This is a genomic window from Pseudomonas sp. RIT-PI-r (genome assembly GCF_001297015.1).
Classification (GTDB): domain Bacteria; phylum Pseudomonadota; class Gammaproteobacteria; order Pseudomonadales; family Pseudomonadaceae; genus Aquipseudomonas.
Genome location: NZ_LIGE01000044.1, coordinates 45,904 through 69,946 on the forward strand (window position 1 = coordinate 45,904; position 24,043 = coordinate 69,946).

22 protein-coding genes, 1 pseudogene and 1 riboswitch are annotated in these 24,043 nt (G+C 59.8%); of the genes and pseudogenes, 9 read left to right on the plus strand and 14 right to left on the minus strand.

All coding sequences use genetic code 11. The features are described 5' to 3' along the window. Positions 1–9: 9 nt before the first annotated feature. Positions 10–639: an alpha/beta hydrolase gene (locus AK821_RS26445; protein ID WP_064392898.1), complete on the minus strand. Its 630-nt coding sequence runs from the start codon at positions 637–639 to the stop codon at positions 10–12. Between the two features lie 144 nt (positions 640–783). Here AK821_RS26445 and AK821_RS26450 point away from each other — a divergent pair, with 144 nt between their 5' ends. Beyond that, the gene (locus tag AK821_RS26450) at positions 784–1,218 is read left to right on the plus strand and encodes a YhcB family protein (protein ID WP_064392879.1); all 435 of its coding nucleotides are present in this window, start codon (positions 784–786) and stop codon (positions 1,216–1,218) included. Between the two features lie 228 nt (positions 1,219–1,446). On the opposite strand, the gene AK821_RS26455 is transcribed toward AK821_RS26450, so the two are convergent. The 7 genes from AK821_RS26455 to AK821_RS26490 form a co-directional block, all read right to left on the minus strand. Beyond that, positions 1,447–2,181, minus strand: coding sequence for an OmpA family protein (locus AK821_RS26455; RefSeq protein ID WP_064392880.1), 735 nt, complete (start codon positions 2,179–2,181; stop codon positions 1,447–1,449). A 111-nt stretch (positions 2,182–2,292) separates the two neighbouring features. Further along, positions 2,293–2,937 (minus strand): MBL fold metallo-hydrolase, encoded by a 645-nt coding sequence (locus AK821_RS26460; RefSeq protein WP_064392881.1) that lies wholly within the window; start codon positions 2,935–2,937, stop codon positions 2,293–2,295. Between the two features lie 51 nt (positions 2,938–2,988). Beyond that, positions 2,989–5,724, minus strand: a complete 2,736-nt coding sequence (locus AK821_RS26465) for a LuxR C-terminal-related transcriptional regulator (protein WP_064392882.1) — start codon at positions 5,722–5,724, stop codon at positions 2,989–2,991. Positions 5,725–6,069: 345 nt separating this feature from the next. After that, positions 6,070–7,434: a DUF1329 domain-containing protein gene (locus AK821_RS26470; RefSeq protein WP_064392883.1), complete on the minus strand. Its 1,365-nt coding sequence runs from the start codon at positions 7,432–7,434 to the stop codon at positions 6,070–6,072. 27 nt (positions 7,435–7,461) lie between these two features. Then, the gene (locus AK821_RS26475) at positions 7,462–9,351 is read right to left on the minus strand and encodes a DUF1302 domain-containing protein (RefSeq protein WP_064392884.1); all 1,890 of its coding nucleotides are present in this window, start codon (positions 9,349–9,351) and stop codon (positions 7,462–7,464) included. Positions 9,352–9,687: 336 nt separating this feature from the next. Beyond that, positions 9,688–11,370, minus strand: coding sequence for a fatty acid--CoA ligase (locus tag AK821_RS26485; RefSeq protein ID WP_064392886.1), 1,683 nt, complete (start codon positions 11,368–11,370; stop codon positions 9,688–9,690). A gap of 146 nt (positions 11,371–11,516) precedes the next feature. Then, the gene (locus AK821_RS26490; RefSeq protein WP_064392887.1) at positions 11,517–12,701 is read right to left on the minus strand and encodes an MFS transporter; all 1,185 of its coding nucleotides are present in this window, start codon (positions 12,699–12,701) and stop codon (positions 11,517–11,519) included. A gap of 85 nt (positions 12,702–12,786) precedes the next feature. On the opposite strand from AK821_RS26490, the gene AK821_RS26495 reads away from it, so the two are divergent. Further along, a complete protein-coding gene (locus AK821_RS26495) occupies positions 12,787–13,551 on the plus strand; it encodes an AraC family transcriptional regulator (protein WP_064392899.1) in 765 nt (254 codons plus the stop codon). A 102-nt stretch (positions 13,552–13,653) separates the two neighbouring features. Here AK821_RS26495 and AK821_RS26500 read toward each other — a convergent pair whose 3' ends face one another. Beyond that, on the minus strand, positions 13,654–14,283 hold the full coding sequence (locus tag AK821_RS26500) for a LysE family translocator (protein ID WP_007912807.1): 630 nt from the start codon (positions 14,281–14,283) through the stop codon (positions 13,654–13,656). A 91-nt stretch (positions 14,284–14,374) separates the two neighbouring features. Between AK821_RS26500 and AK821_RS26505 the strand changes: the two genes are divergently transcribed. From AK821_RS26505 to AK821_RS26515, 3 genes are all read left to right on the plus strand, one after another. Continuing rightward, the gene (locus AK821_RS26505) at positions 14,375–15,340 is read left to right on the plus strand and encodes a 2-hydroxyacid dehydrogenase (RefSeq protein ID WP_064392888.1); all 966 of its coding nucleotides are present in this window, start codon (positions 14,375–14,377) and stop codon (positions 15,338–15,340) included. A 32-nt stretch (positions 15,341–15,372) separates the two neighbouring features. Then, positions 15,373–16,371, plus strand: a complete 999-nt coding sequence (locus tag AK821_RS26510; RefSeq protein WP_064392889.1) for a class I SAM-dependent methyltransferase — start codon at positions 15,373–15,375, stop codon at positions 16,369–16,371. A 39-nt stretch (positions 16,372–16,410) separates the two neighbouring features. Further along, positions 16,411–16,535: riboswitch (yybP-ykoY riboswitch) on the plus strand. An 87-nt stretch (positions 16,536–16,622) separates the two neighbouring features. Then, on the plus strand, positions 16,623–17,207 hold the full coding sequence (locus AK821_RS26515; protein ID WP_007912813.1) for a TMEM165/GDT1 family protein: 585 nt from the start codon (positions 16,623–16,625) through the stop codon (positions 17,205–17,207). A gap of 125 nt (positions 17,208–17,332) precedes the next feature. Here AK821_RS26515 and AK821_RS26520 read toward each other — a convergent pair whose 3' ends face one another. Next, on the minus strand, positions 17,333–18,148 hold the full coding sequence (locus tag AK821_RS26520; protein ID WP_064392890.1) for a M48 family metallopeptidase: 816 nt from the start codon (positions 18,146–18,148) through the stop codon (positions 17,333–17,335). A 1,301-nt stretch (positions 18,149–19,449) separates the two neighbouring features. On the opposite strand from AK821_RS26520, the pseudogene AK821_RS31495 reads away from it, so the two are divergent. Both AK821_RS31495 and AK821_RS31500 read left to right on the plus strand, forming a co-directional pair. Then, positions 19,450–19,647 (plus strand): annotated as a pseudogene (locus tag AK821_RS31495) (HAMP domain-containing protein); the annotation flags it as partial. Positions 19,648–19,758: 111 nt separating this feature from the next. Then, positions 19,759–20,502, plus strand: a complete 744-nt coding sequence (locus tag AK821_RS31500) for a methyl-accepting chemotaxis protein (RefSeq protein ID WP_401167615.1) — start codon at positions 19,759–19,761, stop codon at positions 20,500–20,502. A gap of 203 nt (positions 20,503–20,705) precedes the next feature. Here AK821_RS31500 and AK821_RS26530 read toward each other — a convergent pair whose 3' ends face one another. Genes AK821_RS26530 through AK821_RS26540 form a run of 3 tightly spaced genes read right to left on the minus strand, consistent with a single transcriptional unit; the run spans position 20,706 to position 21,818 of the window. Next, positions 20,706–21,329, minus strand: a complete 624-nt coding sequence (locus AK821_RS26530) for an SOS response-associated peptidase (protein ID WP_064392892.1) — start codon at positions 21,327–21,329, stop codon at positions 20,706–20,708. 36 nt (positions 21,330–21,365) lie between these two features. Continuing rightward, on the minus strand, positions 21,366–21,626 hold the full coding sequence (locus AK821_RS26535) for a putative signal transducing protein (protein WP_007912819.1): 261 nt from the start codon (positions 21,624–21,626) through the stop codon (positions 21,366–21,368). 9 nt (positions 21,627–21,635) lie between these two features. After that, positions 21,636–21,818: a CPXCG motif-containing cysteine-rich protein gene (locus tag AK821_RS26540; protein ID WP_064392893.1), complete on the minus strand. Its 183-nt coding sequence runs from the start codon at positions 21,816–21,818 to the stop codon at positions 21,636–21,638. Positions 21,819–21,960: 142 nt separating this feature from the next. Here AK821_RS26540 and AK821_RS26545 point away from each other — a divergent pair, with 142 nt between their 5' ends. Continuing rightward, positions 21,961–23,124: a 1-acyl-sn-glycerol-3-phosphate acyltransferase gene (locus AK821_RS26545; RefSeq protein ID WP_177330984.1), complete on the plus strand. Its 1,164-nt coding sequence runs from the start codon at positions 21,961–21,963 to the stop codon at positions 23,122–23,124. 90 nt (positions 23,125–23,214) lie between these two features. Here the strand turns inward: AK821_RS26545 and AK821_RS26550 are convergent, their stop codons facing one another. Then, positions 23,215–23,493 carry a hypothetical protein gene (locus AK821_RS26550; RefSeq protein WP_064392895.1) on the minus strand — a complete coding sequence of 93 codons (279 nt, stop codon included), beginning with the start codon at positions 23,491–23,493 and terminating at the stop codon, positions 23,215–23,217. Between the two features lie 193 nt (positions 23,494–23,686). Here AK821_RS26550 and AK821_RS29710 point away from each other — a divergent pair, with 193 nt between their 5' ends. After that, complete coding sequence (locus tag AK821_RS29710) at positions 23,687–23,893, plus strand: hypothetical protein (RefSeq protein WP_008083982.1); 207 nt, start codon at positions 23,687–23,689, stop codon at positions 23,891–23,893. The last annotated feature ends 150 nt before the right edge of the window (positions 23,894–24,043 follow it).

The following is a 24,043-nucleotide window of genomic DNA, read 5'->3' on the forward strand; positions in this document are numbered from 1 at the left end:
AGACTGCAATCAATTCGAGAGACGCGGCAGGATCAGATCCTTGAGATCGGTCAGCTTGCCATGAAAAAAGTGTCCGCATTCTGCCACTTTCAGCAGCTCATGGGGGCGCTGGAGTTTTTCCGACCAGTCGTAAACCAGTTGCGGATCGATGACTTCGTCGGTTTCCGGCTGGATCACCGTGAGTTCGCCGTGTTGCGGCAGTTGATCCTGCTCGCCAAGACGCATCACCGCCGGCGCGACCATGAACAGGTGCTTGAGCTGCACGCCTTGCGCTTCGAGACGGCCACCGAGACTTGCTGCAACAAATCCGCCGAAGGAGAAACCGAACAGGGTCAGCGGTAGATCCGGGTGCTTTTCCCGCAGCCATGCGGCGGCAGCCTGGGCATCGTCGACTTCACCGGTGCCCATGTCGTGGGAACCTTCACTGGCACCCACGCCGCGATAGTTGAAGCGCAAGGTGATCAGGCCGGCGTCGCGCGCGGTGCGCTGCAGGGTCGAGACGACCTTGTTGAGCATGGTGCCGCCCTGCACCGGGTTCGGATGGCAGATCAGCGCGATGCCGATTGGCTGCTCGTTATCCAGGTACAACGCTTCGATTTGGCCGACGGGGCCGGCAATCACTACAGGGGTTTCACGCATCAGCAAGGAAGGAACTCCGTGACCTCGAATCGGGTCGACTCGTCTAGCAAATTGTCTGTGCCAATCTATTGCGAGTGAATCGCGGTATACAGCGCAGGTTCGAGCCGTTAACGTAAAGCAAAGCCGTTTATAGAGGAAGGACTCGTGGAACACTCGCTCTTAGTTTGGTTGTTACCGACTCTTGCCCTGGTTGTGGGTGTCGCCATTGGATTCCTGATCGCGCGCGTTGCGCCGAACGCCGCACCGAGCCGTACGCAGCGTCAACTGGATGATATCCAGGAGCGTTTCGACAGTTATCAAAACGAGGTGGTCACCCACTTCAACAGCACCGCGATGCTGGTCAAGAAGCTGACCCAGAGCTATCAGGAAGTGCAGGATCATCTCGCCGAGGGTGCCAATCGTCTGGCCCTGGACGAGCAGACCCGCCAGCGCCTGATCGCTGCCCTGCACGCTGACGCGGCGCAGGCGCCACGTGAACGCCTGACGCCACCGCGCGATCAGGAGCCGCCACGCGACTACGCACCGAAGACGCCGAACTCACCGGGCATGCTCGATGAGCACTATGGCTTGAAGAAGTAATCAGTCTTCGCTGACAAACAAAAAGCCCCCGGACAGTGATGTGTCCGGGGGCTTTTTTGTATCTGATAGTTTTGTGCGGCCGACTTGATCGCCATCGCGAGCAGGCTCACTCCTACATTTTGAAATGCATTCCCCTGTAGGAGTGAGCCCGCTCGCGAAGGGGCCAGCACAGGCCAGACAAAAAAATGCCCGATCACCGGATCGGGCATTCTTCATTCAGGCAAGCGCTTATGGATACTGCTGAACAGTGCCCGGCTGTTGCTGCTGACCACCATATTGCTGGCCCGGAATCGCCTTCAGGTTGACTTCAACCCGACGGTTCTGCGCCCGGCCATTGACGTCGCCGTTGCTGGCAATCGGATTATCCGGACCGGCACCACGGGCCGTCAGGTTGGCACCGCTGACGCCTTGCGAGGTCAGGTAGGTCGCCACGCTCTGCGCACGACGCTGGGACAGGTCCATGTTGTGCTGGCGGCTGCCGGTGCTGTCGGTGTAACCGACGATCTCGATCTGATTCTGGTTGAACTCTTTCAGCGAGTTGGCCAGATTGTTCAGCGGTTGATAGAAGCTGGACGCGATGTTCGCCGAGTCGGTCGCGAAGGTGATATTGCCTGGCATGATCAGCTTGATCTGATCGCCCTGACGCTGCACTTCAACCCCGGTGTTGGCCATGCTCGCGCGTAGCTTGGCTTCCTGCTTGTCAGCGTAATAACCGTAACCGGCCGCCGAAGCCCCCACCACCGCCGCGCCGATCAAGGCACCTTTGCCGCGATTGTTATGGTCGATGGCAGCACCGGCCAAAGCACCGGCCAGCGCACCGAGACCACCGTACTTGGCGGTTTTGCTCATGCCTTGAGAGCCACCATCGGCCTGGCCCTGATTGTCATACGGATTAGGCGAGGCGCAGCCGGACAGCAAGGCCACGGCGGTAGCGACAATAATCAAACGACGCTTGGTGAACATGGAGAGCTCCTACTTTTGCATTCTATGACGGCCATTTTTGGCAATGGACCTGTGCGGGCGTTGGATCATGACAATGCACAAAAATTCCGCCGGGCACTCGTGACAAAATATTTACGCCCGCACAAAAGGGTTCTCGCGCATTTCATCGCCCAACCGTGTATCCGGACCGTGCCCGGTCACCACTGTTGCGTCTTCGTCCAGGGTATACAGCCGCTGTTTGATCGAACGCACGATGGTCGCCTGATCGCCGCCCCACAAATCCGTACGTCCTACGCCACGACGAAACAGCGTGTCGCCGGCAATCAACAGCTTAGCCTCGGAAAACCAAAAGCTCATGGAACCGGGGGTATGTCCCGGCGTATGCAGGGCCACGCCGCAACCACAGGCCAGTTCTTCATCATCGTTTAACCAGCGATCTGGCGATGGCACCGGAGTGTATGGCACACCGAACATCTGACACTGCATCTCGAGGTTGTCCCAAAGAAACTGGTCTTCCTTGTGCAAATGCAGGGTCGCGCCGGTTTTTTCCTTCATCTGCCCGGAAGCAAGGAAATGATCGAGGTGCGCGTGGGTGTGGATGATGCTGACCACTTTCAGGCCATGCGCATCGAGGCGCGCCATGATCAGGTCAGGGTTGCCGCCCGGGTCGACGACAATGGCTTTTTTGGTCAGCGGGTCGCCGATGATCGTGCAATTGCACTGCAACGGGCCAACAGGGAAGGTTTCGCGGATCAGCGCTGGTTTTGCAACGGTCATGGGCAATCCTGAGCCAAGGTTCGAAGCGGCAGATCGGCGATTTTACCGCCGTTAGATCATTAACCCCAGCTCCTTGGCCCGCGCCACGGCTTGGGTGCGCCGCTCGACACCCAGCTTGCTGTTGATGTGGCTCGCATGGGTTTTCACCGTGTGCAGTGAAATGAACAACTGCTCGCTGATCTCCTGGTTGGAACAACCTTGGGCGATCAGTCGCAGCACCGCCAGCTCACGACTGCTGAGCTGTTCTGCTGCCGGACACTCGGGCACCGGACGGGTGGTAGACGGGGCAATGTGTTCGAGCAATTGCTGGCCAACCGGGTTCGTCACGTTAGCCGCCAATTGCCCGCGCACCCAGTCCGGATGTTCCTTGAGCAAGCCATCGAAGGGTTGCAGCACGCCGCCCGCTGCGGCATCCAGCGCCAGGCTCAAAGTCTTGCGCGCTTCCGGCTCGCGACCACCGGCCAGCAGCAACGCCACTTTCTGCGTCAACGCCATCACACTGAGCAACTGGCGGCCGGTTTGCTGGCCGTTTTCATGCAACACGTTCAACCGCCCTTCGGCGAGCATCGGTTGCCCTTGAATCATGTCGAGCAGTGCCTGTTGCAGTTCGACATGCAAGGGCAACTGCGGATGAAATTCCGGTGGCGCGGCAGCACGTTCGCCGGTGTAGGTCTGGCCCAGTCGCGCCAGCCAGGCTTCGGCCAGATCGGTGCGGCCCTGGGCCAGCCACAGTTCGCATTTGACCAGCGTGATCATCGCCAGATAGTAGATCGGCGGCACGTCCCAGATATGCATCAGCCGTTCGGCTTCGGCCAATTCCGCAAAAGCACCGGCGAACTCGCCTTTGGCGCCATCCAGCCGGGCGATCACACAATGGCCGATCAACACGCTGATATCGCGACAGGCGCGCGCCTCTGCGATCCCGCTCAGCAGGGGCCCGCGCGCGGCCTGGGGTTGCAGGCGCATCGCCAGCAGAAAGCCCTCGTATAACGTCAGACGCGCACGTACGGCGTACAAACGTTGCGCCGACAACCCGCGCAAGCGCTCCAGCCCTTGGTGCACTTCCGTGAGCGCACGGAGAATTTCACCTCGCGATTGCAGAACCCGCGCCCGGTCGTAATGCGCCAATGCTTCAAACAAGGGATTGCCGACCCGCTGCGCCAGCTCAAGGGATTCGCGGTTCAAGCCCCGCGCGCGCCACAGATCGCCATCGGCAATGGCCAGATTCGACAAGGTCGACAAGCACATCAACCGCTGACCGTAGCGCTTGGCCGGCAGGCTTTCGAGCGCTTCGCTGCAATAGCGCAGCGTCAACTCTCGATGCCCGCGTCCGCGAGCAATGATTCCGCTGAGTGCCAGCCATTGCGCCAGCATCGACTTTTGCGCAGTGGCAGAAGGCGCTGGCAGAAAACGGCTCAGATGACTGGACAACTCTTCGGCGGCATCGAGCTGACAGGCCAGCCCCAGCGCCCAACTGTAGAGCACGATCAAGCGTGGCGTGCTGATCAGCAGACTGTCTGGCAAATCCATTTTCCAGCGCAGCAACATGCCGATGTTTTGCTCGGCAAGCAGTTGTTCTTCGGAGAGGTTCTGCACCAGATTCGCTGCCACGTCGAGATGGCCGGCGCGCAAGGCCTGCTCCACCGCTTCGTCGAGCAGCCCCTGCGCGTTGAACCAGCGGCAGGCGCGCAGATGCAGGGTCGCCGGCGGCACCATCGCCTGCGCGATCGGACGACTGCGCAGCAAGTCGGAAAATAAATGGTGATAGCGATACCAGTGGCCATGTTCGTCCAGTGGCACCAGAAAGACTTGGTGTGCGAGCAGGAAACGCAGGATTTCGGCACTGTCATGGGCTTCGCGCACGGCATCGCAGAGTTCGCTGCAAAAGCGCTCCTGTGGCGCCGTGTCGTAGAGAAATGCCTGCACTTCGGCCGGCAAACAATCGATGACCTCTTCCAGCAGATAGTCGCGGATCAGCCCTTCCCCGCCGTTCAACGCTTGCGGCAACACCGCATCGCTGCCGGCCTCGGCCACCGCCAGCAGCCAGAAACGCAAACCCGCGACCCAGCCTTCGCTGCGCTGAATCAGGCTTTCCAGGGCTTCACCGCGCAGAGACGTGCTGTGCCTATCGAGCAGGCTCAGTGCTTCGTCGTGGGTCAGGCGCAAATCCTGTTCATGCAATTCGAGCAACTGTCGCGACAGGCGCAAGCGCGCCAGATGCCAGTCCGGTCGCTGCCGGCTGGTAACCATGACCAGCAGGCCATCGGGCAAATGATTGAGGAAGAATTGCAGGCAACGGTCAAGAACCGGGCCTTGAGCGAGATGGTAATCGTCGAGCAACAGCAGCAACGGCGCCGCCGGATCAAGTTGCAGCGCCAGTTCGTCGAGCAAGCCATCGAGCCATTCCTCGAAGGCAAATGGCTGATGCCGTTGGCGCATTTTCAGCAGGCCCAACGCGCGGCTGCCCAACTGTGGAAAGTAGTCCTGCAGGCCTTCGAGCAAGCGTTCGAGAAACCGCCCCGGGTCGCTGTCCCGTGGGCTCAGACCCAGCCATAAACTTTGCCAATGCGCTGGCAGGCTCTGACAAAACTCCACCGCCAGCGAACTCTTGCCAAACCCGGCCGGGGCGCTGACCAGCAACAGTCGCCCACCGAGCCCGGCTTGCAGGCGCTCGCAAAGTCGTGGTCGCAGCACGTATCCGTCGGGGAGTGGCGGGCGAAAAAAACGCCCGTCCAATGCCGTGACGGCAACACTTGCGGGACCCGGAAGTGGGGACAGATCAGTCATGGCCGGCTCTTGTTCGAATTGCTGTTGGCGGCGTTGCAGATGTCCGCAGACTAGCCTTAAACGAAGAGGGAATGAAGGTTGCTGCTACAAATGGCTACAAAAAAGCTACACAGCGCCGACAAAAACCGGCATCACCGCGGCATCGCGCCCCCGATGAACCCCTGTAGGAGCTGCCGCAGGCTGCGATTTTTTGACGTTGTTTTGCCCTCCCCCTCAAAAAAAGCAGGATCAAAAGATCGCAGCCTGCGGCAGCTCCTGCACAAGCAGGGAAATCTGATCGAAAAAAAACGCCCCGAACCAGTCGGGGCGTTTTTCACGAGGATGCGGCCTCGGGTTTACAGCGGTTTAGCGGACGCCATCCTGACGCAGTGCGGCCGGGGTGAAATCGCTGGTGGTAGCAGTGAAGCCGAAGTCATATGCCTGCTTCTCTTCGTTCTTCATGCCCAGAGCCAGATAACGGCCGGACTGCAGGTCGTAGAGGGTTTCCAGGGCGTACCACGGCACTTGCTTGTCGTAGTAGTTCTCGGCATGCGCCTCGGCCACACGCCACAGCTGACCACGACCATCGTAATGGTCGATCACCGCGGCTTGCCAGGTGTCTTCGTCAATGTAGAAGTCACGCTTGGCGTAGATGTGGCGCTGACCTTCCTTCAGGGTCGCGACCACATGCCAGACGCGGCGCAGCTCGTAACGCGCCAGATCCTGGTTGATGTGACCGGCCTTGATGATGTCAGCGTATTTCAGCTTCGGATCGTCGAGCTTGTAGCTGTCGGAGGCAATGTACATCTCTTTCTTGCCTTCGAGCTTCCAGTCGTAGCGATCCGGTGCACCGTTGAACATGTCGAGGTTGTCGGAAGTACGCAGGCCATCCGCCGCGGTACCCGGGCCGTCATAGGACACTTGTGGCGCGCGACGCACGCGGCGCTGACCGGCGTTGTAGACCCACGCTGAGCGCGGTTCCTTCACTTGGTCGAGAGTCTCGTGCACCAGCAACACGCCACCGGCCAGACGTGCCGGCGCGGTCACTTTCTGCTTGAAGTAGAACAGGATGTTGCCCGGATTCGCCGGATCGTAGTCCTTCATCTTGTCGCGGAACACGAACTGATCCTGGAAGTACACCAGGCTGTACGAGCCGTTCGGTTGCGGCGTGGCCTGAGTCACCAGACGGGTCACGCTGCCGCCGCGATAGCGGGTGATGTGGTTCCAGATGACTTCCACACCGGTTTTCGGAATCGGGAACGGCACGGCGGTATCGAAGTTTTCCAGACCGTTGCCGCCGGACACCAGATTGGTGGTGGTGGCGTTTTTCTTGATGGCGGCGAACACGTCATCCGGCACGGTCGCACCGCGATGGGACGGATACACCGGCATCTTGAAGGTGTCCGGGTAACGCTTGAACATCGCGTACTGCCCCGGCGCGAGTTTGTCCTTGTACTTGTCGACGTCTTTCGCCGTGATGGTGAACAGCGGTTGCTCACTGGCGTATGGATTGGACAGGAAACCCTTGCTGTCGACCGAGCCGGCATTCTTCGGCAGTGGCTTCCAGGCAGGAATGGAACCATCGGCATTACCAGCCATTTCGGCGCCCATCGGCGTCAGGCTCTTGCCCAGTTTGTCGGCTTCGGCGGCAGGTACCGCGGCCATGACACCGGTCGCCAGCAGCGACAGACCCAGAACACCGGCGTGGAACAGACTCTTTGTTATTTTCATATGTGTGTTCGTCCTGAAATGCAGTGCTTAGAAGTTCACGCCGAAGCTGAGCGCAACGAAGTCGCGATCATCCACGGTGGTGTACTTGCCATCGAAGAAGTTGGTGTAAGCCAGGCTCGCGGTGTAGGTGTTCTGGTATTCCGCGTCGACACCGAGGCTGACAGCCTTGCGACCTTCCTCGAAGTTGCCGCCAGGGCCAGGCGAGTAACCGCTGACGTCGTGGGACCAGGCCACGTTCGGCTTGAGGTTCACACCGGCGAACACGTCGTTGTATTCCCAGATGGCACGACCGCGATAGCCCCAGGAAACCGATGTGGTGAAGCCGTCATTGTCGCAATTGCGGCTGCGGTTGTTTTGCGGCGACCCAGGCCCTGCACCGTTGATGGTGCTGGCGTTGAGAATGTTGGAGCAGGTATTGATACCGCCAGTGGCCGGCAACTCACCCGGGCCATACACGGGATCGCGGCCATAACGCATGTCGGAACGGCTTTCCAGCCCGCCGACATAGGTCGCACCGACTTCACCGACCAGGGTCAGACGGCTGGCGCCCATGACCTGATCGAAGAAGTGCGTGAAGGTGGTCTGGATCTGGGTGATTTCCTTGCGTTCGTAACCGTGCAGATCCTGACCCGGCACGCCGTTGAGTAGCGAAGCGTTGGTCAGTGCACCGCCCAGTGGACGTACACCGGCAAACAGGATGTCGGTGGAGTTCAGCTGCACCGGCGCATTCGGACGGTAGCTGATCTCACCGCTCCACGCAGTGCCCGTAGGCAGGGTGGTGGAGAAGCTCAGGCCGTAGAGACGAATGTCTTCAGGGTATTCAATGAAGTATTGCGAGTTGCCCGCGACCAATAGGGGGGCGAGTGCGGCAAAAGGCCCCGGCAGCCCGCGCGCCGTGTTGTAGACAGATTGCGGCGCACCGGTGGCACTGAAGATCGGCGCACGGCTGTGGTAGTTCATGAAGTAGGCACCGAACTCGGTGTCCAGCGGTTCGTACATGTACTTGAAGGATGCGCCCCACTGGCCGCTGTCACGGGCATCGCGGTCGCCGCCACGGCGTACCAGAACACCTTCTTCGTTGACGTTGACGCCGTTGGCGGCCAACGGCCCCAAGGCGACGGCCGGAATCTGCGAACGTTTGTTCAGCACGCGCAGGTTGTCGTTGCAACCGTCGGCAACGATGTCCGGCTGCGAGAAGAACGTGCCGCAGTTGTCGACGACGGTCTGGTCCCATTCCAGTTGATAGAACGCTTCGGCCGAGAGGTTCTCGGTGAGACTCTGGGACACATAGAACATGTTGACCGGGATCAGGCCTTCCTTGATCTCGGCGCCCGGACGACGGAACGCCGACACGTCGATCGGGTTGATCGAGTTGATGCCGCCGCCGATGAAGGTACTTTCACCCCAGCTCACGACCTGCTTGCCCAGACGCACCGAGCCCGGCTGATCGGCAACCGAATAGTTGTGATAGACGAAGGCATCGAGGATCTGCCCGCCGGACGACTTGGCGCCTTCCTTGCGGTTGCTGTCACTGATGTCCTTGAACTGTCGGCTTTCGTCCTTGAGCTCGAAGTCGTACCAGTATTTGCCACGGACGAAGACACCGGTGTCGCCGTATTTCAGTTCAAGGTCATGGATGCCCTTGAAGATTTTCGAGAAGGTCTCGCCGCTCTTGAAGTTGGCGTGGCCGTCATCGGAGGTCTGCGACAGGCCATGGCCGCCGTTGTTGACGCCGATGAGGTTCTTGTTCGGGCTCTGAGTAGACCAACTGGCACCGATCGACAGAGAAGAGTCGAACTGGCCTTCGATTTCACCGACGTTGAAACTGACGCCGAATGCGGGCCCGGCGAGCGAAGAGGCAATGCTGACCGCCAGAGGCAGTTTTGCCCGGCGCCAGAACTGGTTTACTGAGGTCATCGACGCTACTCCATGTGCATTATTGTTATGGCAGTGAGTACTTTTAAAAACGCTGTGGAAGACCGGGCGCCAGGGCTGCCCGAAATCATTCCAAAGTTGCTCGCCCCGTTCAGTGCGTGTGCTCCGTTCTTAAAAATCCTTGAGCGGACTATAGCCAGCAGGTGGTACTGCTTGATCCCTCTAAAGTGTGATTTGCAGCTGCCGGCCACTCTGGAACAGTCCTTTCGCCAGTCCGACACGTGTCGGCACGGCAAGGATGGCTGAATTTTTCGATTTCACAAGGCAAGCGCTTGCTTGGTGGGCCTGGCGCGCCGTTTTCGGCGCGCCGGCAGACACTTAAAGTGTCGAGAGGAAGGTACTGTTGTTAGCCTGCCATTCGGTGATGTCGAGGCGGATGCGCTTCTTGTCGAGCTTGCCGACACTGGTCTTGGGAATTTCGGTAACAAGGGCGATCTGACTCGGAATCGCCCACTTGCTCAGGTGCCCCAATTCCACAAATGGCTTGAGGTGTTCCTTGAGCTCGCGCGCCCCGATCACGTGCCCTTCGCGGATTACCAGCAGGGCAAACGGCCGCTCGCCCCACTGCGGATCGGCAATGCCCACCACTGCTACTTCGCGTACCGCGACGTGTCGGCTGATCAGGTCTTCGAGGTCCAGCGAGGAAATCCATTCTCCGCCGGTCTTGATCACGTCCTTGATCCGGTCGCGGATGTCGATCACGCCCATGCTGTCGAGCGTGGCGACGTCGCCGGTGTGCAGCCAGCCGCCGGCCCAGAGCTCGGCGCCCTTCTGCGGTTCGTTGAAATAACCTTCGGTCAGCCAGGGTGCGCGCAGCACCAGTTCGCCCTGGGTTTCTCCATCTGCCGGGAGAAAATTACCTTCAGTGTCGACGATCGCCGCTTCCACCAACGGCCCTGGCACACCGGCCTTGATCCTGTAGGTGGTGCGTTCATCTTCTGTGCCGGCCATCAGTTCGTCGTTTAGGTGAGCACAGGACACCAGCGGGCCGGTTTCCGACATGCCGTAGGCGGCGGTGAGCTGAATACCACGGGCCTTGGCGGTTTCATACAAGGTGCGGTTGAGTGCGCTACCGCCGATGACGATTTTCCAGCCACCGAAATCGGTGCTCTGCGCGCCTTTGGCGTTGAGCAGCATTTGCAGGATGGTCGGCACACAGTGAGAGAAGGTGACCTTTTCCTTGCGCCACAACTCCACGAGAAACTCCGGGTCGTAGCGCCCCGGGTAAACCTGTTTGAGCCCGAGCATGGTTGCCACGTACGGCAGACCCCAGGCGTGGACGTGGAACATCGGGGTGATCGGCATGTACACATCGTTGGTGCCAAGCAGGCGTACGCTGTCGATCGAGCCCATGATCGTCGACACGCCCATGGTGTGCAGCACCAGTTGCCGATGGGTGAAGTACACGCCTTTCGGGTTGCCGGTGGTGCCGGTGGTGTAGAACGTGGTGGCGACGGAATTTTCGTCGAAGTCCTGGAAATCGTACTGCGCACTAGCGGCGGCCAACAGTTGCTCGTACTCGCCGACCAGATTCGGCAAGTCGGCAGTTTTCTCCGGCAGATCGGTCAGCAGCAGGGTTTTCTCGACCGTGGTCAGGTGCGGTGCGATCGCTTGGTACAGGCCAACAAACTCGCTGTTGACCAGCACAAAGCGGTCCTCGGCGTGGTTCATGGTGTAGAGGATCTGTTCCGGCGACAGACGCACGTTGATCGTGTGAATCACTGCGCCAATCATCGGAATCGCAAACATGCATTCCAGATAACGGTGGCTGTCCCAATCCATCACCGCCACCGTGTCACCGGCCTTCACACCAGCCGCCGTGAGCACATTGGCCAGGCGTGCCACCCGTTCGATCAGCGTCGGGTAGCTGTAGCGCAACTGGTCACGGTAGATGATCTCGCGGGTTTTCTCGTAACGGGCGCCGGACATGAGCAGCCGTTTGATCAGCAATGGATACTGGTAGGCCCCATCGGCCGGGGGAATGACGCGAGTCTGCAACATAAGAATCCCTTTTCTGACTGCACGGTGTTGGCGTAGAGATTGGTACTCTAGAACCCTTATACGCCAGCCAAATCAGCCAAAGGAATGATTTGCAAAGCCGTACAAATGCTAGCTTTGCGCCAGCATTTGTCGGTTTTCGTCATTTGTCAGGCGGTTTGTCCTACAGCCTCTTCAGAAGGCGTGCGTGGGAAAACCACCGCAGCGAGGAAGGTCAATGCGCCGAAGCCCGCGAGAATCAAATACAGGCCTACGAAACCTTGGCGCGGTTCGACATAGGAAATCAGCGGAATCGCCGTGGCGCTGGCGCCGAACGATAAACAGTAACGCAGGGCGAAGATTCGCGATTGCCATTGCGGGGCGACGAAGTTGGCAACCATCGCATCGTTCACTGTTACCTGACCAAACACCACGAACATGAACGCTGCCCCAAGGGCGATCACCGCCCAGCCATCGGCGTATGCCAGTGCAAACAACAGCGGCGCCTGACACAGGGTCAGAACAATGAACGGCCATTTCAGGCTGAGGCGGTGCAGCACTCGGCCGATGCTCAACTGCGCGACCGCACCAAAGGCATAGGCCAGGCTGACAACCACGCCAAGGGTTTGCGGCGAAGCGAACAATTCATGCAGACGTTCCTGGAACAATTTCGGATAGGTCATGGTGGTGGCGTTGAACACTACGCCGCCAGTGGCCGTGGCCAGCGCCAGCACGCCGAACACCATGACCATCGAAATGCGCTGACCGGCGGCGCCTTTGAGCGGCGTGTGCGGGCGTTTCGGGATCGGTTCTTCTCGCACCTGCAAGGCGAAACCGACGCCCAACACAATCGCCACCGCGCCCGGTAACAGAAATGCCGAACGCCAGCCGAGCTGCGCCACCAGCAAGCCGGTGATCAGCGCCGAAAACGCCACGCCCAGATTGCCCCACATGCCGTTGATGCCGATTTCACGGCCACGGTTTTGTGCATAAGCGACCAACATCGCCGTGCCGACCGGGTGATAAATCGCCGCAAAAATACCGATCAGGGTCAGGCCGATCACCAGCATGGTCGGGCTGTTACTCAGGCCAGTGAAAATCGCCGAGGCGCCGATGCCGAAGAAAAACATCAGCATCATCTGCCGCCGGCTCCAGTGATCGCCCAGCCAACCGGCGGGTAGCGAGCAGGCCCCGAAAGCGATGAAGCCGCCCAGCGACAGGCCTATCAGCGCGGCATAGTCGAGGCCAAAGGCCTGGGTCATGCCGAGCACGGCGGCGGGAAAGATCAGCATGAACATATGATCGATCACATGGGCGGCGTTGATATAGCGAATGACGTTTCTGGATTGATTCATGGCGGCACGCTTTACGTTGTTGTGTGCCGCTTATGCTAAGTTGGCGAAAAAGCGCATTCCTGCCAAACAAGTCATCGAATCCGACATGTTGATCAGCCACTTCGAACACGGCCCGGTGAGCGCCTATCCCCGGGATTATCTGGACGGCGCGCACCAGCCGTTGCACCTGCATCGCGAGGCGCAATTGTTGTATGCCGTCAGCGGGATCATGCGCGTGGTCACGCAATCGGGTGCGTGGGTGATTCCGCCCAGCCGTGCAGTGTGGATTCCGCCCGAGGTGGCGCACGAGATTTTCATGAGCGGCGATGTGCAGATGCGCTCGCTGTTCATCGCGCCTGCGCTGTCGCCCGCCAGCCTGCAACAATGCTGCGTACTGGCCGTGACGCCACTGCTGCGCGAGCTGATCCTGCGTGCCGTGCAAGGGCCGCCGCATGCCGACAATCCCTTGATCCAGCAACTGATGCTCGAGGAGCTCGCCAGTCTGGAAAACCTGCCGCTGCACATTCCGATGCCGACCGATCGGCGCCTGCAGAACATTTGTCTGGCGCTGCTGCACACCCCGGATCACCCGAACACGCTGGAAGACTGGGCACAGCAGGTCGGCGCCAGTTCACGCACGTTGGCGCGGCTGTTTCAGCAACAAGTGCAGATGAGCTTCAACGCCTGGCGCCAGCAATTGCGCCTGATGGAAGCCTTGCCGCGCCTGCTCGCCGGGGACAGCGTGCAGCGTGTGGCGCGGGATTTGGGTTACGGCAGCGCACGGGCGTTCAGCGCGATGTTTCGCCGCTTGCTCGGGGAAAATCCCCGCGAATACCTCAATCACCTGAGCAAGCTCAGCGAGCTTGTGTAGGAGCTGTCGAGTGCAACGAGGCTGCGATCTTTTGACTTTGTTTTTTAAGATCAAGATCAAGATCAAAAGATCGCAGCCTTCGGCAGCTCCCACACAGTAGGATCAATGCATCTCGGTAAACGCGATTTTCACGCCGAGAGCGATCAGCACCGCGCCCATGGTGCGGTCGAACCAGTGGCCCATGCGGGCGAAACCGGCACGTACACGTTGCTGGCTGAACAGCATTGCCACCAGACAGAACCAAATCGCAGTCGCGACCGCCAGGTAAATACCGTAACCGGCCTGCACCGCCAGCGGCGTATGCGGGTTGATCACTACCGTGAACAGCGACAGGAAGAACAGCGTGGCTTTCGGATTCAGACCGTTGGTCACAAAGCCCGAGGTGAACGCGCCGCGAGCGGTGCGCACACCGGCCTCTTTGTGCAGATCATCCGTCACGGTTTTTGCCGGTTGCGCGCGCAGGGCCTTGAAGCCGATGTACAGCAGATAAGCCGCAGCGGCCCACTTCAAGGCGTTGAACAGCACGATCGACTGCGACACGATCAGGCCGATACCGAGCAGCGAATAACCGACGTGCAGGAAAATTGCCGTGCCCACGCCCAGTGCGGTCCAGGTGCCGGCGCGGCGACCGTGGGTCACGCTCTCGCGCACCACCACGGCAAAGTCCGGGCCGGGGCTGGCCACGGCCAACAGATGGATCAGTGCAACGGTCAAGAACTCGGTCCAGTACATGGGGGCTCCTTTCGGCCAAGCGTATCAATTTGTTTCATCTGGTAGGCTCGGCAGATTACGCCCTACGCTCAAAGCCTAAAAGGTACAGTTGATGACGAACACGCGCCGCGCGGTATTCCTTGATCACCCTTCGCTGGATCTCGGCGATCTGGACCTCAGTCCGTTGCGTGATTGTTTCAGCGATCTGCAATTGTTCGCCCAGACCTTGCCCGAGCAAGTCGCCGAGCGTTTGCAAGGCGCCACCGTGGCGATCAGTAACAAGATCCTGATCGACGCCGCCGCCATGGCCGCCAACCCTGATCTGAAACTGATCCTGATCACCGCCACCGGTACCAACAACGTCGACCTCGCCGCCGCCCGCGCCCACGGCATTACCGTGTGCAACTGCCAGGGTTACGGCACGCCGTCGGTGGCGCAACACACGATCATGCTGCTGCTCAACCTCGCCACACGCCTGGCCGATTATCAAAAAGCTGTGGGTGAAGGCCGCTGGCAGCAGGCCAGACAGTTCTGCCTGCTCGACTATCCAATCGTTGAGCTGGAAGGCAAAACTCTCGGGCTGCTCGGTCATGGCGAACTCGGCGGTGCCGTGGCGCGACTGGCCGAGGCGTTCGGCATGCGCGTGTTGCTGGGGCAGATTCCGGGGCGCCCTGCTCGCCCGGATCGCTTGCCGCTGGAGGAGCTGCTGCCGCAAATCGATGCCCTCACCCTGCACTGCCCGCTCAACGAGCACACCCGCCACTTCATCGGCGCCCGCGAACTGGCCTCGATGAAACCCGGCGCCTTCGTGGTCAACACGGCACGCGGCGGGCTGATCGATGAGCAGGCGCTGGCCGATGCGTTGCGCAACGGCCACCTCGGTGGCGCCGCGACAGATGTGTTGAGCGTCGAGCCGCCAACCAATGGCAATCCGCTGCTGGCCGCGGATATCCCGCGCCTCATTGTCACGCCGCACAACGCCTGGGGCAGTCGCGAAGCACGCCAGCGTATCGTTGGCCAATTGACCGAAAACGCCCAGGCATATTTCAGCGGTAAGGCGCTGCGGGTCGTCAGTTGATAAACTGCGGCACTTTTTTTTGAGGAGCAGTTATGGATCCGCGCAGTGAAGTACTGCTTCGTCAGCCCGAGTTGTTCCAGGGTTCGTTGTTGCTGGCCGGTTTGCCTGCCGATGATTTGCTCGGCCGTCTGCCCGACGCGTTCGGCTGGTGCTGGCATGCCGGCGATCAAGCCGCGCTGGACGCCCGTTTCGAAGGCCGCAGCCATTTCGGCGTGAACGTGCCGGAGCGTGAGTTCGACAGCGCCGTGGTGTTCCTGCCCAAGTCCAAGGACCTGACCGATTACATCCTCAACGCGGTGGCATCGCGTCTGGCCGGACGTGAGGTGTTTCTGGTCGGGGAAAAACGCAGCGGCATCGAAGGCGCGTCCAAGCAGCTCAACCCGTTCGGCAAACCGCGCAAGCTCGACAGCGCGCGGCACTGCCAGTTGTGGCAAGTGACTGTGGCCAATGCCCCGGAAGCGAAATCCCTGGAAAGCCTGGCGCAGACCTATGAATTGCCACTGGCTGAAGGCCCGTTGAAGGTCATCAGCCTGCCGGGCGTGTTCAGCCACGGTCGACTGGATCGCGGCAGCGCCCTGCTGCTGGAGCATCTGGACAAGTTGCCGAGCGGTCACCTGCTCGACTTCGGTTGCGGCGCTGGCGTGCTGGGCGCTGCGGTCAAACGTCGCTACCCGCACAATCAGGTCACGTTGCTCGATGTGGATGCGTTTGCCGCTGCCAGCAGCCGTCTGACGCTGGCGGCCAACGGTCTGGAAGCTGAAGTGCTGACGGGGGATGGTATCGATGCTGCGCCGATGGGTTTGAATGCGATTCTGAGCAACCCGCCGTTTCATGTCGGCGTGCACACCGATTATTTCGCTACGGAAAACTTGCTGCGAAAAGCAGCCAAACATCTGAAAAACGGCGGCGAACTGCGCTTGGTCGCGAACAGCTTCCTCAAGTATCAACCGCTGATCGAGGAGCATCTTGGCGTGTGTGCGATCAAGGCTGAAGGCAATGGTTTCCGCATTTACCGGGCCAAGCGCGGCTGAAAATTTGTTCTTGCCCAAACGGATTTGCCTAGGCAGAATCCGCTCCGTCCTAGGGGAGTAGTCTCCCACGAGCGCCAAGCTCGTCCGGCATACGTCAACATACTTGATCCTCAGATCATGGCGTATGCGACCCAAGCGTCCGCAGCAGACGGATCGCAGGGTTTGACAAGACCTATGACACGCACACCTTACCCGGGGCGGGAAGGCTGTACGTGTCATAGCCGTGTCGACCCGCCCCTTAGGAAATCCTGATGCTGGACTCGTTACTCGTTCCCACCGCAATCGTTGCCTTGGCCGAAATCGGCGACAAGACGCAACTGCTCGCGCTGATTCTCGCCGCTCGCTTCCGCAAACCCTGGCCGATCATTGCCGGCATTGTCGCTGCGACCCTGGCCAACCACGCAGCAGCCGGTGCGGTAGGCGCCTGGTTCGGCAGTTTCTTCTCGAATGCGACGCTGCACTGGATCCTCGCCGCGAGCTTCACGGCAACAGCGCTGTGGACGTTGGTTCCGGACAAAATGGACGACGATGAAACCAGCACCGCGCGCAAGTTCGGGCCGTTCCTGACCACACTGATTGCGTTCTTCCTGGCGGAAATGGGTGACAAGACTCAGGTCGCCACGGTGATGCTCGCCGCGCAATACCCGGATCTGTGGCTGGTGATTATCGGTACGACAGCGGGCATGTTGATTGCCAACGTGCCGGTGGTTCTGGCGGGTAATTTCGCTGCGGACAAATTGCCGCTAACGCTGATCCGTCGCCTCGCGGCTTCGGCATTCATGATTCTGGCGATCGTTGCGGTGTACAAGGCGATGCAGAGCAGTGGCTGGGTTTAACCCTGAGAGAAAGATCGTTCCCACGCTCCGCGTGGGAACGCAGCCGGGGAGGTTCTGCGTCCCCGCCTGGAACGCGGAGCGTCCCTTGAGGCATTCCCACGCAGAGCGTGAGAACGATCACCGACTCAGGACTTCGGGGCTTGTTCGTACAGCGGCATAACCTTCGGAATCGCTGCCTGCAACGCAGCAGTGCGACTATTTGAAGACGGGTGAGTACTGAGGAATTCCGGCGGAGCACCTTCGCTGGCCTTGCTCATTTTCTCCCACAGCGTAATGGCCGCATTGGGGTTGTAACCGGCCCGGGCGGCGAGCTCCAGACCGATCAGGTCAGCCTCGTTTTCATTGGTGCGGCTGTTAGGCAGCGTCATCAACAGATTCACACCATTGTTTCCCCCCCCCCCCAAAGGGGGGGGCCCCCCCGCCGCTATCGCCATCTGTTGCGCCATTTGCACGCCGTAAGACTTCGACAAGGCCTCGCGACCATGCTCGCGCAAGGCATGGGCAATTTCATGGCCCATTACCGCAGCCGTCTCATCGTCGGTCAGTTGCAGTTTGTCGAGCAGACCGGTGTAAACGATGATCTTGCCGCCAGGACCACAGTTGGCATTGAGCTCATCGCTCTTGATCAGATTGACTTCCCATTTCCATTGCGCAGAATCCGGCCTGAACGTCGGCGCCTGGGCAATCAATCGATCGGCGATCGCCTGAATGCGTTTCGCATCGGCGCTGGTTTTGTCGAGCACATTCTTGCTGCTCGCATCACCCAGGGTCTGCTGGTAGTCCTGGGCATACGCTTGATTGACCTGCTCGCTCGACACCAGACTGAACATCCGCTGCTGACGAACCACCCCCACCTCACCGGCACTGGTGGTGTTCACCGTCTCACAACCGTTGAGCAACAGCACCGAGCCCAGTACACCCGCTATCAGCGACTTGTTCATCCCATCACTCCTGATATCCGCACTCTGCGACAGGCAGACTGTAGTAGGAAAAAATTCATACTGAACTGACTGCCTTGCCGGACAAAGGTTCTGCACCTGTCTGAATGCGACACGGACACATCCAAAACGGTCAATTCAGCCCCTTTTGCTCATGTCCATTAGCTCCCCTGCCGATACATCACCGCAGACGTCCTCTTGCGTGCGGAGCTCCCATGAAGTTCAAGTCGATCCAGTTTTCCGTCGCCGCCCTGGCCGGCGCCATCGTCCTCAGCGTGGTCGCCGCGCTGGTGCTGTACGCGCTGTTTTCCGGCGCGCGTACGCAAGAGATGGTGCAACAGCGCACCCAGGCGCAGTTCGAGCAGGTCATCGAACAGCGCCTGACCTCGCTGGCGCAAACCCAGGTCAGCCAGATCCAGCGCGAGCTCGAAGCGCCGCTGCTGATTGCCGGCGGGCTGGTGCGGGTCAACGCCCTGCTTGGCATGCCGGATGCCGACGGCCAGCCGCGCCTGAGCGTCAGCCGCGAACAACTGATCAGCCTGATCAAAGAGAACGTCGAAAAGAACCCGAAGATTCTCGGCACCTATATCGGTTGGGAAAAAAACGCACTGGATCACAATGACGCGGCCTACGTCGGCACCAGCGTAGTCGGTATCGATGCGGCCAACGGGCGCTTCCTGCCGTGGTGGTTCCGCAATGATGATGGCACCCTCGGTCTGGACAAGCTGGTCGACGTCGACGATCAGAAAACCCTGTCCACCGGCGTGCGCGCCAGCGAGTACTACCTGTGCTCGAAGGAAACCAGAAAAGCCTGCGTGATCGATCCGGCGCCTTACAAAGTCGGCGACAAGATCGTCATGCTCGCCTCGTTCATTGAACCGATCATGCTCAACGGCACGTTCCAGGGCATTGTCGGCGCCGACCTGTCGGTGAACTTCATTCAGGAAATGCTCCTCGCCGCCAACCAGAAACTCTATGGCGGCGCCGGACAAATGGCCCTGATCGGCGGCAACAGCCGCATCGTGGCCTACACCCAGGACCCGAGCAAATTCGGCGAGAAAGTCAGCGACATCCTCGACGCCGAACAGACGGCCAACATGGCCAATCTCAAGCGCGGTGAAGTGACTTACTCGGTCAACAAGGACAAGGGCCGCATCGAGTTGTACCTGCCGTTTGGCATCGGCCAGACCGACGCGCGCTGGACATTGATGCTGCAATTGCCTTTGAACGCGGTAATGGCGGATCTGCAAAAGCTGCAGGGCGATCTGGATACCCAGCGCAAGTCCGACACGTTCGGCATGGCCATGGTCGGTCTGCTCATTGCCGGCCTCGGCTTGCTGGTGATCTGGCTGGTCGGCCACGGCATCGCCCGTCCTTTGAAGCAGATGGTCGCCATGCTCAATGACATCGCTCAGGGCGAAGGTGATCTGACCCGACGTTTGAGCAGCGATCGCAGTGATGAACTGGGCTCGATCGCCAAAGGTTTCAACACGTTCCTGGCCAAGTTGCAGGCGATGATCACCCAGGTGGTGACGTCGGTGCAGAGCGTCAGCGATTCCTCGGAACACACTGCCGACATTGCAATTCGCACCAACATCGGCATCCAGAAACAAATGGCCGAAATCGATCAAGTGGCCACGGCGGTGCAGGAAATGACCGCCACCGCGCAGGACGTTGCGCGCAATGCGACGCAGGCTGCACAAGCGGCGAGCCATGCCGATCAGGCGGCGAGTCAGGGCATGCAGATCGTCCGCGACACGTCGAACTCGATTGGCGTGCTGGCGGTGGAAATCGGCAAAGCAGTGGAAGTGGTGCAGACGCTGGCCAAGGACAGCGAAAACATCAACGCGATTCTCACGGCGATTCGCGGGATTGCCGAGCAGACCAATTTGCTGGCGCTGAACGCGGCAATTGAAGCGGCACGTGCCGGTGAGCAAGGTCGCGGTTTTGCCGTGGTGGCCGACGAGGTGCGTAATCTGGCGCAGAAAACCCAGAAAGCCACCGAAGAAATCCAGAGCATGATCCAGCAATTGCAACAGGGCACCCGCGATGTCGTGCGGGTCATGGAAGACAGCCAGAACCGCACTGATGAAAGCGTGCAACACGCGGCGAAAGCGGCGGAGGCGCTGGAGACGATCACGCAGGCGGTGTCGGTGATCAACGACATGAACACGCAGATTGCCAGTGCGGCGGAAGAGCAGAGCGCGGTGGCCGATGACATCAATCGCAATGTGATCAACATTGGGCAAGTGGCCAATGAAGTCGCGGGCGGTGCGGATGAGTCGAGTTCGGCGAGTGCTGATTTAACCAAGCTGGCAGAGCAGCAGCGGCGGTTGATCAATCAGTTCAAGGTCTGAGGTGAAGACACCCTCACCCCAGCCCTCTCCCGGAGGGAGAGGGGACTGATTGGGGGATATTTCAGAATGACACCGACCTGAAAGATCTTCACTGAATCCATAATCGACTCGATGCATCAGGTCGCTGAATCGCTCAAGACAACTCGGTCGGCTCCCTCTCCCTCTGGGAGAGGGCTGGGGTGAGGGGCTTTGATCTACAAGCTTTAACCCGGAGTCAAACACTCCGGCCCGTTGAGCTTCGGATCATTGATCAGATTCGCCAGCACTCGCTCGCGCAACGCCGCCGGTTCACTCGCCAGCAAGCCCTGCAACACATGCAGCGGCGTCTCGGGATCGAGCCACGCCGCCTGCCCCGCCTCATCGAGAATCAACGGCCGCCGCTGACTCGACGCCGGCTGAGTAATCACCGCCGTACTCAACCACACCTGTTCCTGCACCGGATACGCCTCCCAGATCGCCGCAAAAAACAGCGAAGCGCCCTCCCCCGGCGTCAGCCAGTACGGCCGCTTGCGCTGGGTGCCGCGCCATTCGTAGAAACCATTCGCCGGTAGCAGGCAGCGACGCTGGCGCAGCGCCTCACGAAACATCGGCTGCTCGGCCACGGTTTCCGCACGGGCATGCGCCGGGGTCTTCGACAGATCGGTCAGCCACGGCGGCGTCAGCCCCCAACGCGCGCGGGCCAGGGTGCGCTCGCCCTCTTCACCGGCACGCAGCATCAACACCGAATCATTGGGGGAAATGTTCCACTGCGCCTGCTGATCGGCGGGAAAACCTGGCAGGGCCGCAAAATCGCGGTTCCAGCGAAACAGGGCATAACGTCCACACATGGGGCAACACGACTCTGAAGTAAAACGAAGCTCAGCCTAACAGACCAGCGTCCCGGGGAAGCTCTCCGGTTCATCGCCGGGCAGCGGCAGCGCGGCATTGTACGCGGTGATCAGCTCGCGGGCGTATTCGGCCTGGTCGTTATCGACGGACAGTCCCAGCAGACCGAAAATCGGTAACTCGCCCGTGCCACCGAGCAAATCGCGGCCGATCAAGTGCGCTTCTATGCCTTCACTGGCGAGCATGCCCTTGAGCATTTCACCTTCCATCAGGTTTTCCGGCTCGTAGATTCGCTGCATGGGCGCGCCTCACTCGTTTTCGCTGAAGACTTCCAGAAACCAGTCCTCTCCGTGGACCTGCAAGACAAACGTGATTGGCCGGCAACACACCTGACAGTCTTCGATATAGGTCTGATCCCCGCCGGACAAGTCCACCGTCGTCTCAACAACCTCCCCACAATAAGGACAATCATACTGAGCAGTTTCCAGCATCGCGGTCTCCCAAGTGACTTGTGCGTATAATCGCCGGTCTATTTGCAGGGCTATTTTTGTCTGGCTACTTTTTCAGACCGTGCCCCGCGGGTTTTCGATCAAAACCTTTACTTACCCTAGCCGTTTCCAACAAGAGAGCATGATGGGCGAATTCGATGCCATCCGACCTTACGACGACAGCGAAGTACCTGTGGTACTGGCACGACTGCTCGGCGACAAGGCGTTTCTAGATATCCTCACCCACTTCCGCTTCCCGCGTTTTGCCGGTGCTTTCGGCTGGATGCTCAAACCACTTATAGCCCATCGGCTGCGTCGTGAGTTCGCCGACGTGACCTCGGTGGCGACGTTGCAGGACAAGGTCGAGTCCTACGTCGACCACACCATTGAGCGCGCCACCGACGGCGTGACCTACACCGGTGTCGAACAATTCAAGTCCGGCAGCGCCTATCTGTTCATCGCCAACCACCGCGACATCGTGATGGACCCGGCCTTCGTCAACTACGCCGTGTACCACGCCGGCCTGCCGACGCCGCGCATCGCGATTGGCGACAACCTGCTGCAGAAGCCGTTTGTCAGCGACCTGATGCGCCTGAACAAGAGCTTCATCGTTCATCGCTCGATCACCGGTCGTCGCGAGAAAATGGCTGCGTATCAATTGTTGTCGGCGTACATCAACCATTCGATCCGCAACGATTGCGCGTCGATCTGGATCGCTCAGGCTGAGGGACGGGCGAAGGATGGCGACGACCGCACCGAGTCGGCGATCCTCAAGATGTTCCACATGAGCCGCAAGGACGAGCCGTTCGGCGAAGTCATTCGCTCGCTGAACGTCACCCCGGTGTCGATCAGCTACGAATACGACCCGTGCGACCAGGCCAAGGCTCGCGAGTTGTACATCCGCGCCACCACCGGCACCTACGCGAAAGCGCCGGGCGAGGATGACGTGAGCATTGCCAAGGGCATCACCGGCTACAAGGGCCGGGTGCACGTGAATTTCGCTGCGCCGATCACCGAGCTGTTCGAAGACACCAAGCAATTGGCGGTCGAAATGGACAAGCAGATTCTCGGCGGTTACCGGTTGTTCCCGGGGCATTACCTGGCGTATGCGCAGGGGGCCGATGCCGATCCGCAGTTGAATGTGCCGAAAGCTGCCGAGGGGTTCCCGGCGGATGAGTTGGCCAAGGCGCAGGAAGAATGGCAGAGCCGCCTGGATGCTTGCCCTGCAGAGCATCGTCCGTATCTAGGGCTGCAATATGCGACGCCGGGGCGCAATCAGTACCGCGGGAAGGCTGGGGTGCCGCTTTAAATTTTCAGAGCAAGATCAAAAGATCGCAGCCTTCGGCAGCTCCTACAGTGGATTCATGTAGGAGCTGCCGAAGGCTGCGATCTTTTGCTTTTAGTAACGCGTGCTGATCCACGAGACGATCAGAGCCAGCCCCAGGCAAGCAAAACCAAATCGATAGAAAAACCGGTTCATGCGCAGCGTCGCCCAATCCAGCAACGGCTCGGCATTTGGCTGTGCCTGGCGCTGGGCAGCGATGCTGGCCATCGCGCGCTGCTCACGACGGCGGGTCGCGTGCAGCAGCCAACTGCCGGGAAACGCCAGGAGCAGCGCCAGCAGGTTGATCAATTTGGCGGGATGGGCGGTAAACAGCGTCATCAAGTGCAGCGACATCACAGACCTCTATCTAAACCGGTATGGCAGACGCCAGATCGACGACCGCGGCGCGGATTCTACCGAAACCCGAGTGCCCTGCCCCAGCCTTTGCGACAAATTACATGACAATCGACCGATGGCTGTCCCATGTCACGGCATCGTCATGTGGATACACCAAGATGCGCGCCTCGAAACGCACATGGAACGCGACATGCTTCACGCTGAAAACCAGGATCGCCTTTATCTCATTACCCCTTACGACGAACAGCAAAGCCTCGTCGGCAGCCTCGCCTTCAATGTTCAGGATCGCCATTGGCTGGTGTATTGCGCGCTGGGCGGGCATCAGCATGCGGATTTGCCGGAGACTGATTTACTGACGGGTGTCAGCGTTCTCGACTTTTACTCCCAAGCTGCTTGAAAAAGCAAAAGCACCCTCACCCTAGCCCTCTCCCTGTATGTACCGGAGACATGGTGGACACATGTTCGGAGACATGGTGGACGGTTTTAGATCTTCTTACCTGCCGTGACGATCTGCAAGTTCAAGTCGATTCGGGCGATACGATGTCTA

Coding starts and splice junctions, on each gene's coding strand:
- AK821_RS26445 (WP_064392898.1), bottom strand. CDS start 639: ATGCGTGAAACCCCTGTAGTGATTGCCGGCCCCGTCGGCCAAATCGAA.
- AK821_RS26455 (WP_064392880.1), bottom strand. CDS start 2,181: ATGTTCACCAAGCGTCGTTTGATTATTGTCGCTACCGCCGTGGCCTTG.
- AK821_RS26460 (WP_064392881.1), bottom strand. CDS start 2,937: ATGACCGTTGCAAAACCAGCGCTGATCCGCGAAACCTTCCCTGTTGGC.
- AK821_RS26465 (WP_064392882.1), bottom strand. CDS start 5,724: ATGACTGATCTGTCCCCACTTCCGGGTCCCGCAAGTGTTGCCGTCACG.
- AK821_RS26470 (WP_064392883.1), bottom strand. CDS start 7,434: ATGAAAATAACAAAGAGTCTGTTCCACGCCGGTGTTCTGGGTCTGTCG.
- AK821_RS26475 (WP_064392884.1), bottom strand. CDS start 9,351: ATGACCTCAGTAAACCAGTTCTGGCGCCGGGCAAAACTGCCTCTGGCG.
- AK821_RS26485 (WP_064392886.1), bottom strand. CDS start 11,370: ATGTTGCAGACTCGCGTCATTCCCCCGGCCGATGGGGCCTACCAGTAT.
- AK821_RS26490 (WP_064392887.1), bottom strand. CDS start 12,701: ATGAATCAATCCAGAAACGTCATTCGCTATATCAACGCCGCCCATGTG.
- AK821_RS26495 (WP_064392899.1), top strand. CDS start 12,787: ATGTTGATCAGCCACTTCGAACACGGCCCGGTGAGCGCCTATCCCCGG.
- AK821_RS26500 (WP_007912807.1), bottom strand. CDS start 14,283: ATGTACTGGACCGAGTTCTTGACCGTTGCACTGATCCATCTGTTGGCC.
- AK821_RS26505 (WP_064392888.1), top strand. CDS start 14,375: ATGACGAACACGCGCCGCGCGGTATTCCTTGATCACCCTTCGCTGGAT.
- AK821_RS26510 (WP_064392889.1), top strand. CDS start 15,373: ATGGATCCGCGCAGTGAAGTACTGCTTCGTCAGCCCGAGTTGTTCCAG.
- AK821_RS26515 (WP_007912813.1), top strand. CDS start 16,623: ATGCTGGACTCGTTACTCGTTCCCACCGCAATCGTTGCCTTGGCCGAA.
- AK821_RS26520 (WP_064392890.1), bottom strand. CDS start 18,148: ATGAACAAGTCGCTGATAGCGGGTGTACTGGGCTCGGTGCTGTTGCTC.
- AK821_RS31500 (WP_401167615.1), top strand. CDS start 19,759: ATGGCCGAAATCGATCAAGTGGCCACGGCGGTGCAGGAAATGACCGCC.
- AK821_RS26530 (WP_064392892.1), bottom strand. CDS start 21,329: ATGTGTGGACGTTATGCCCTGTTTCGCTGGAACCGCGATTTTGCGGCC.
- AK821_RS26535 (WP_007912819.1), bottom strand. CDS start 21,626: ATGCAGCGAATCTACGAGCCGGAAAACCTGATGGAAGGTGAAATGCTC.
- AK821_RS26540 (WP_064392893.1), bottom strand. CDS start 21,818: ATGCTGGAAACTGCTCAGTATGATTGTCCTTATTGTGGGGAGGTTGTT.
- AK821_RS26545 (WP_177330984.1), top strand. CDS start 21,961: ATGGGCGAATTCGATGCCATCCGACCTTACGACGACAGCGAAGTACCT.
- AK821_RS26550 (WP_064392895.1), bottom strand. CDS start 23,493: ATGTCGCTGCACTTGATGACGCTGTTTACCGCCCATCCCGCCAAATTG.
- AK821_RS29710 (WP_008083982.1), top strand. CDS start 23,687: ATGCTTCACGCTGAAAACCAGGATCGCCTTTATCTCATTACCCCTTAC.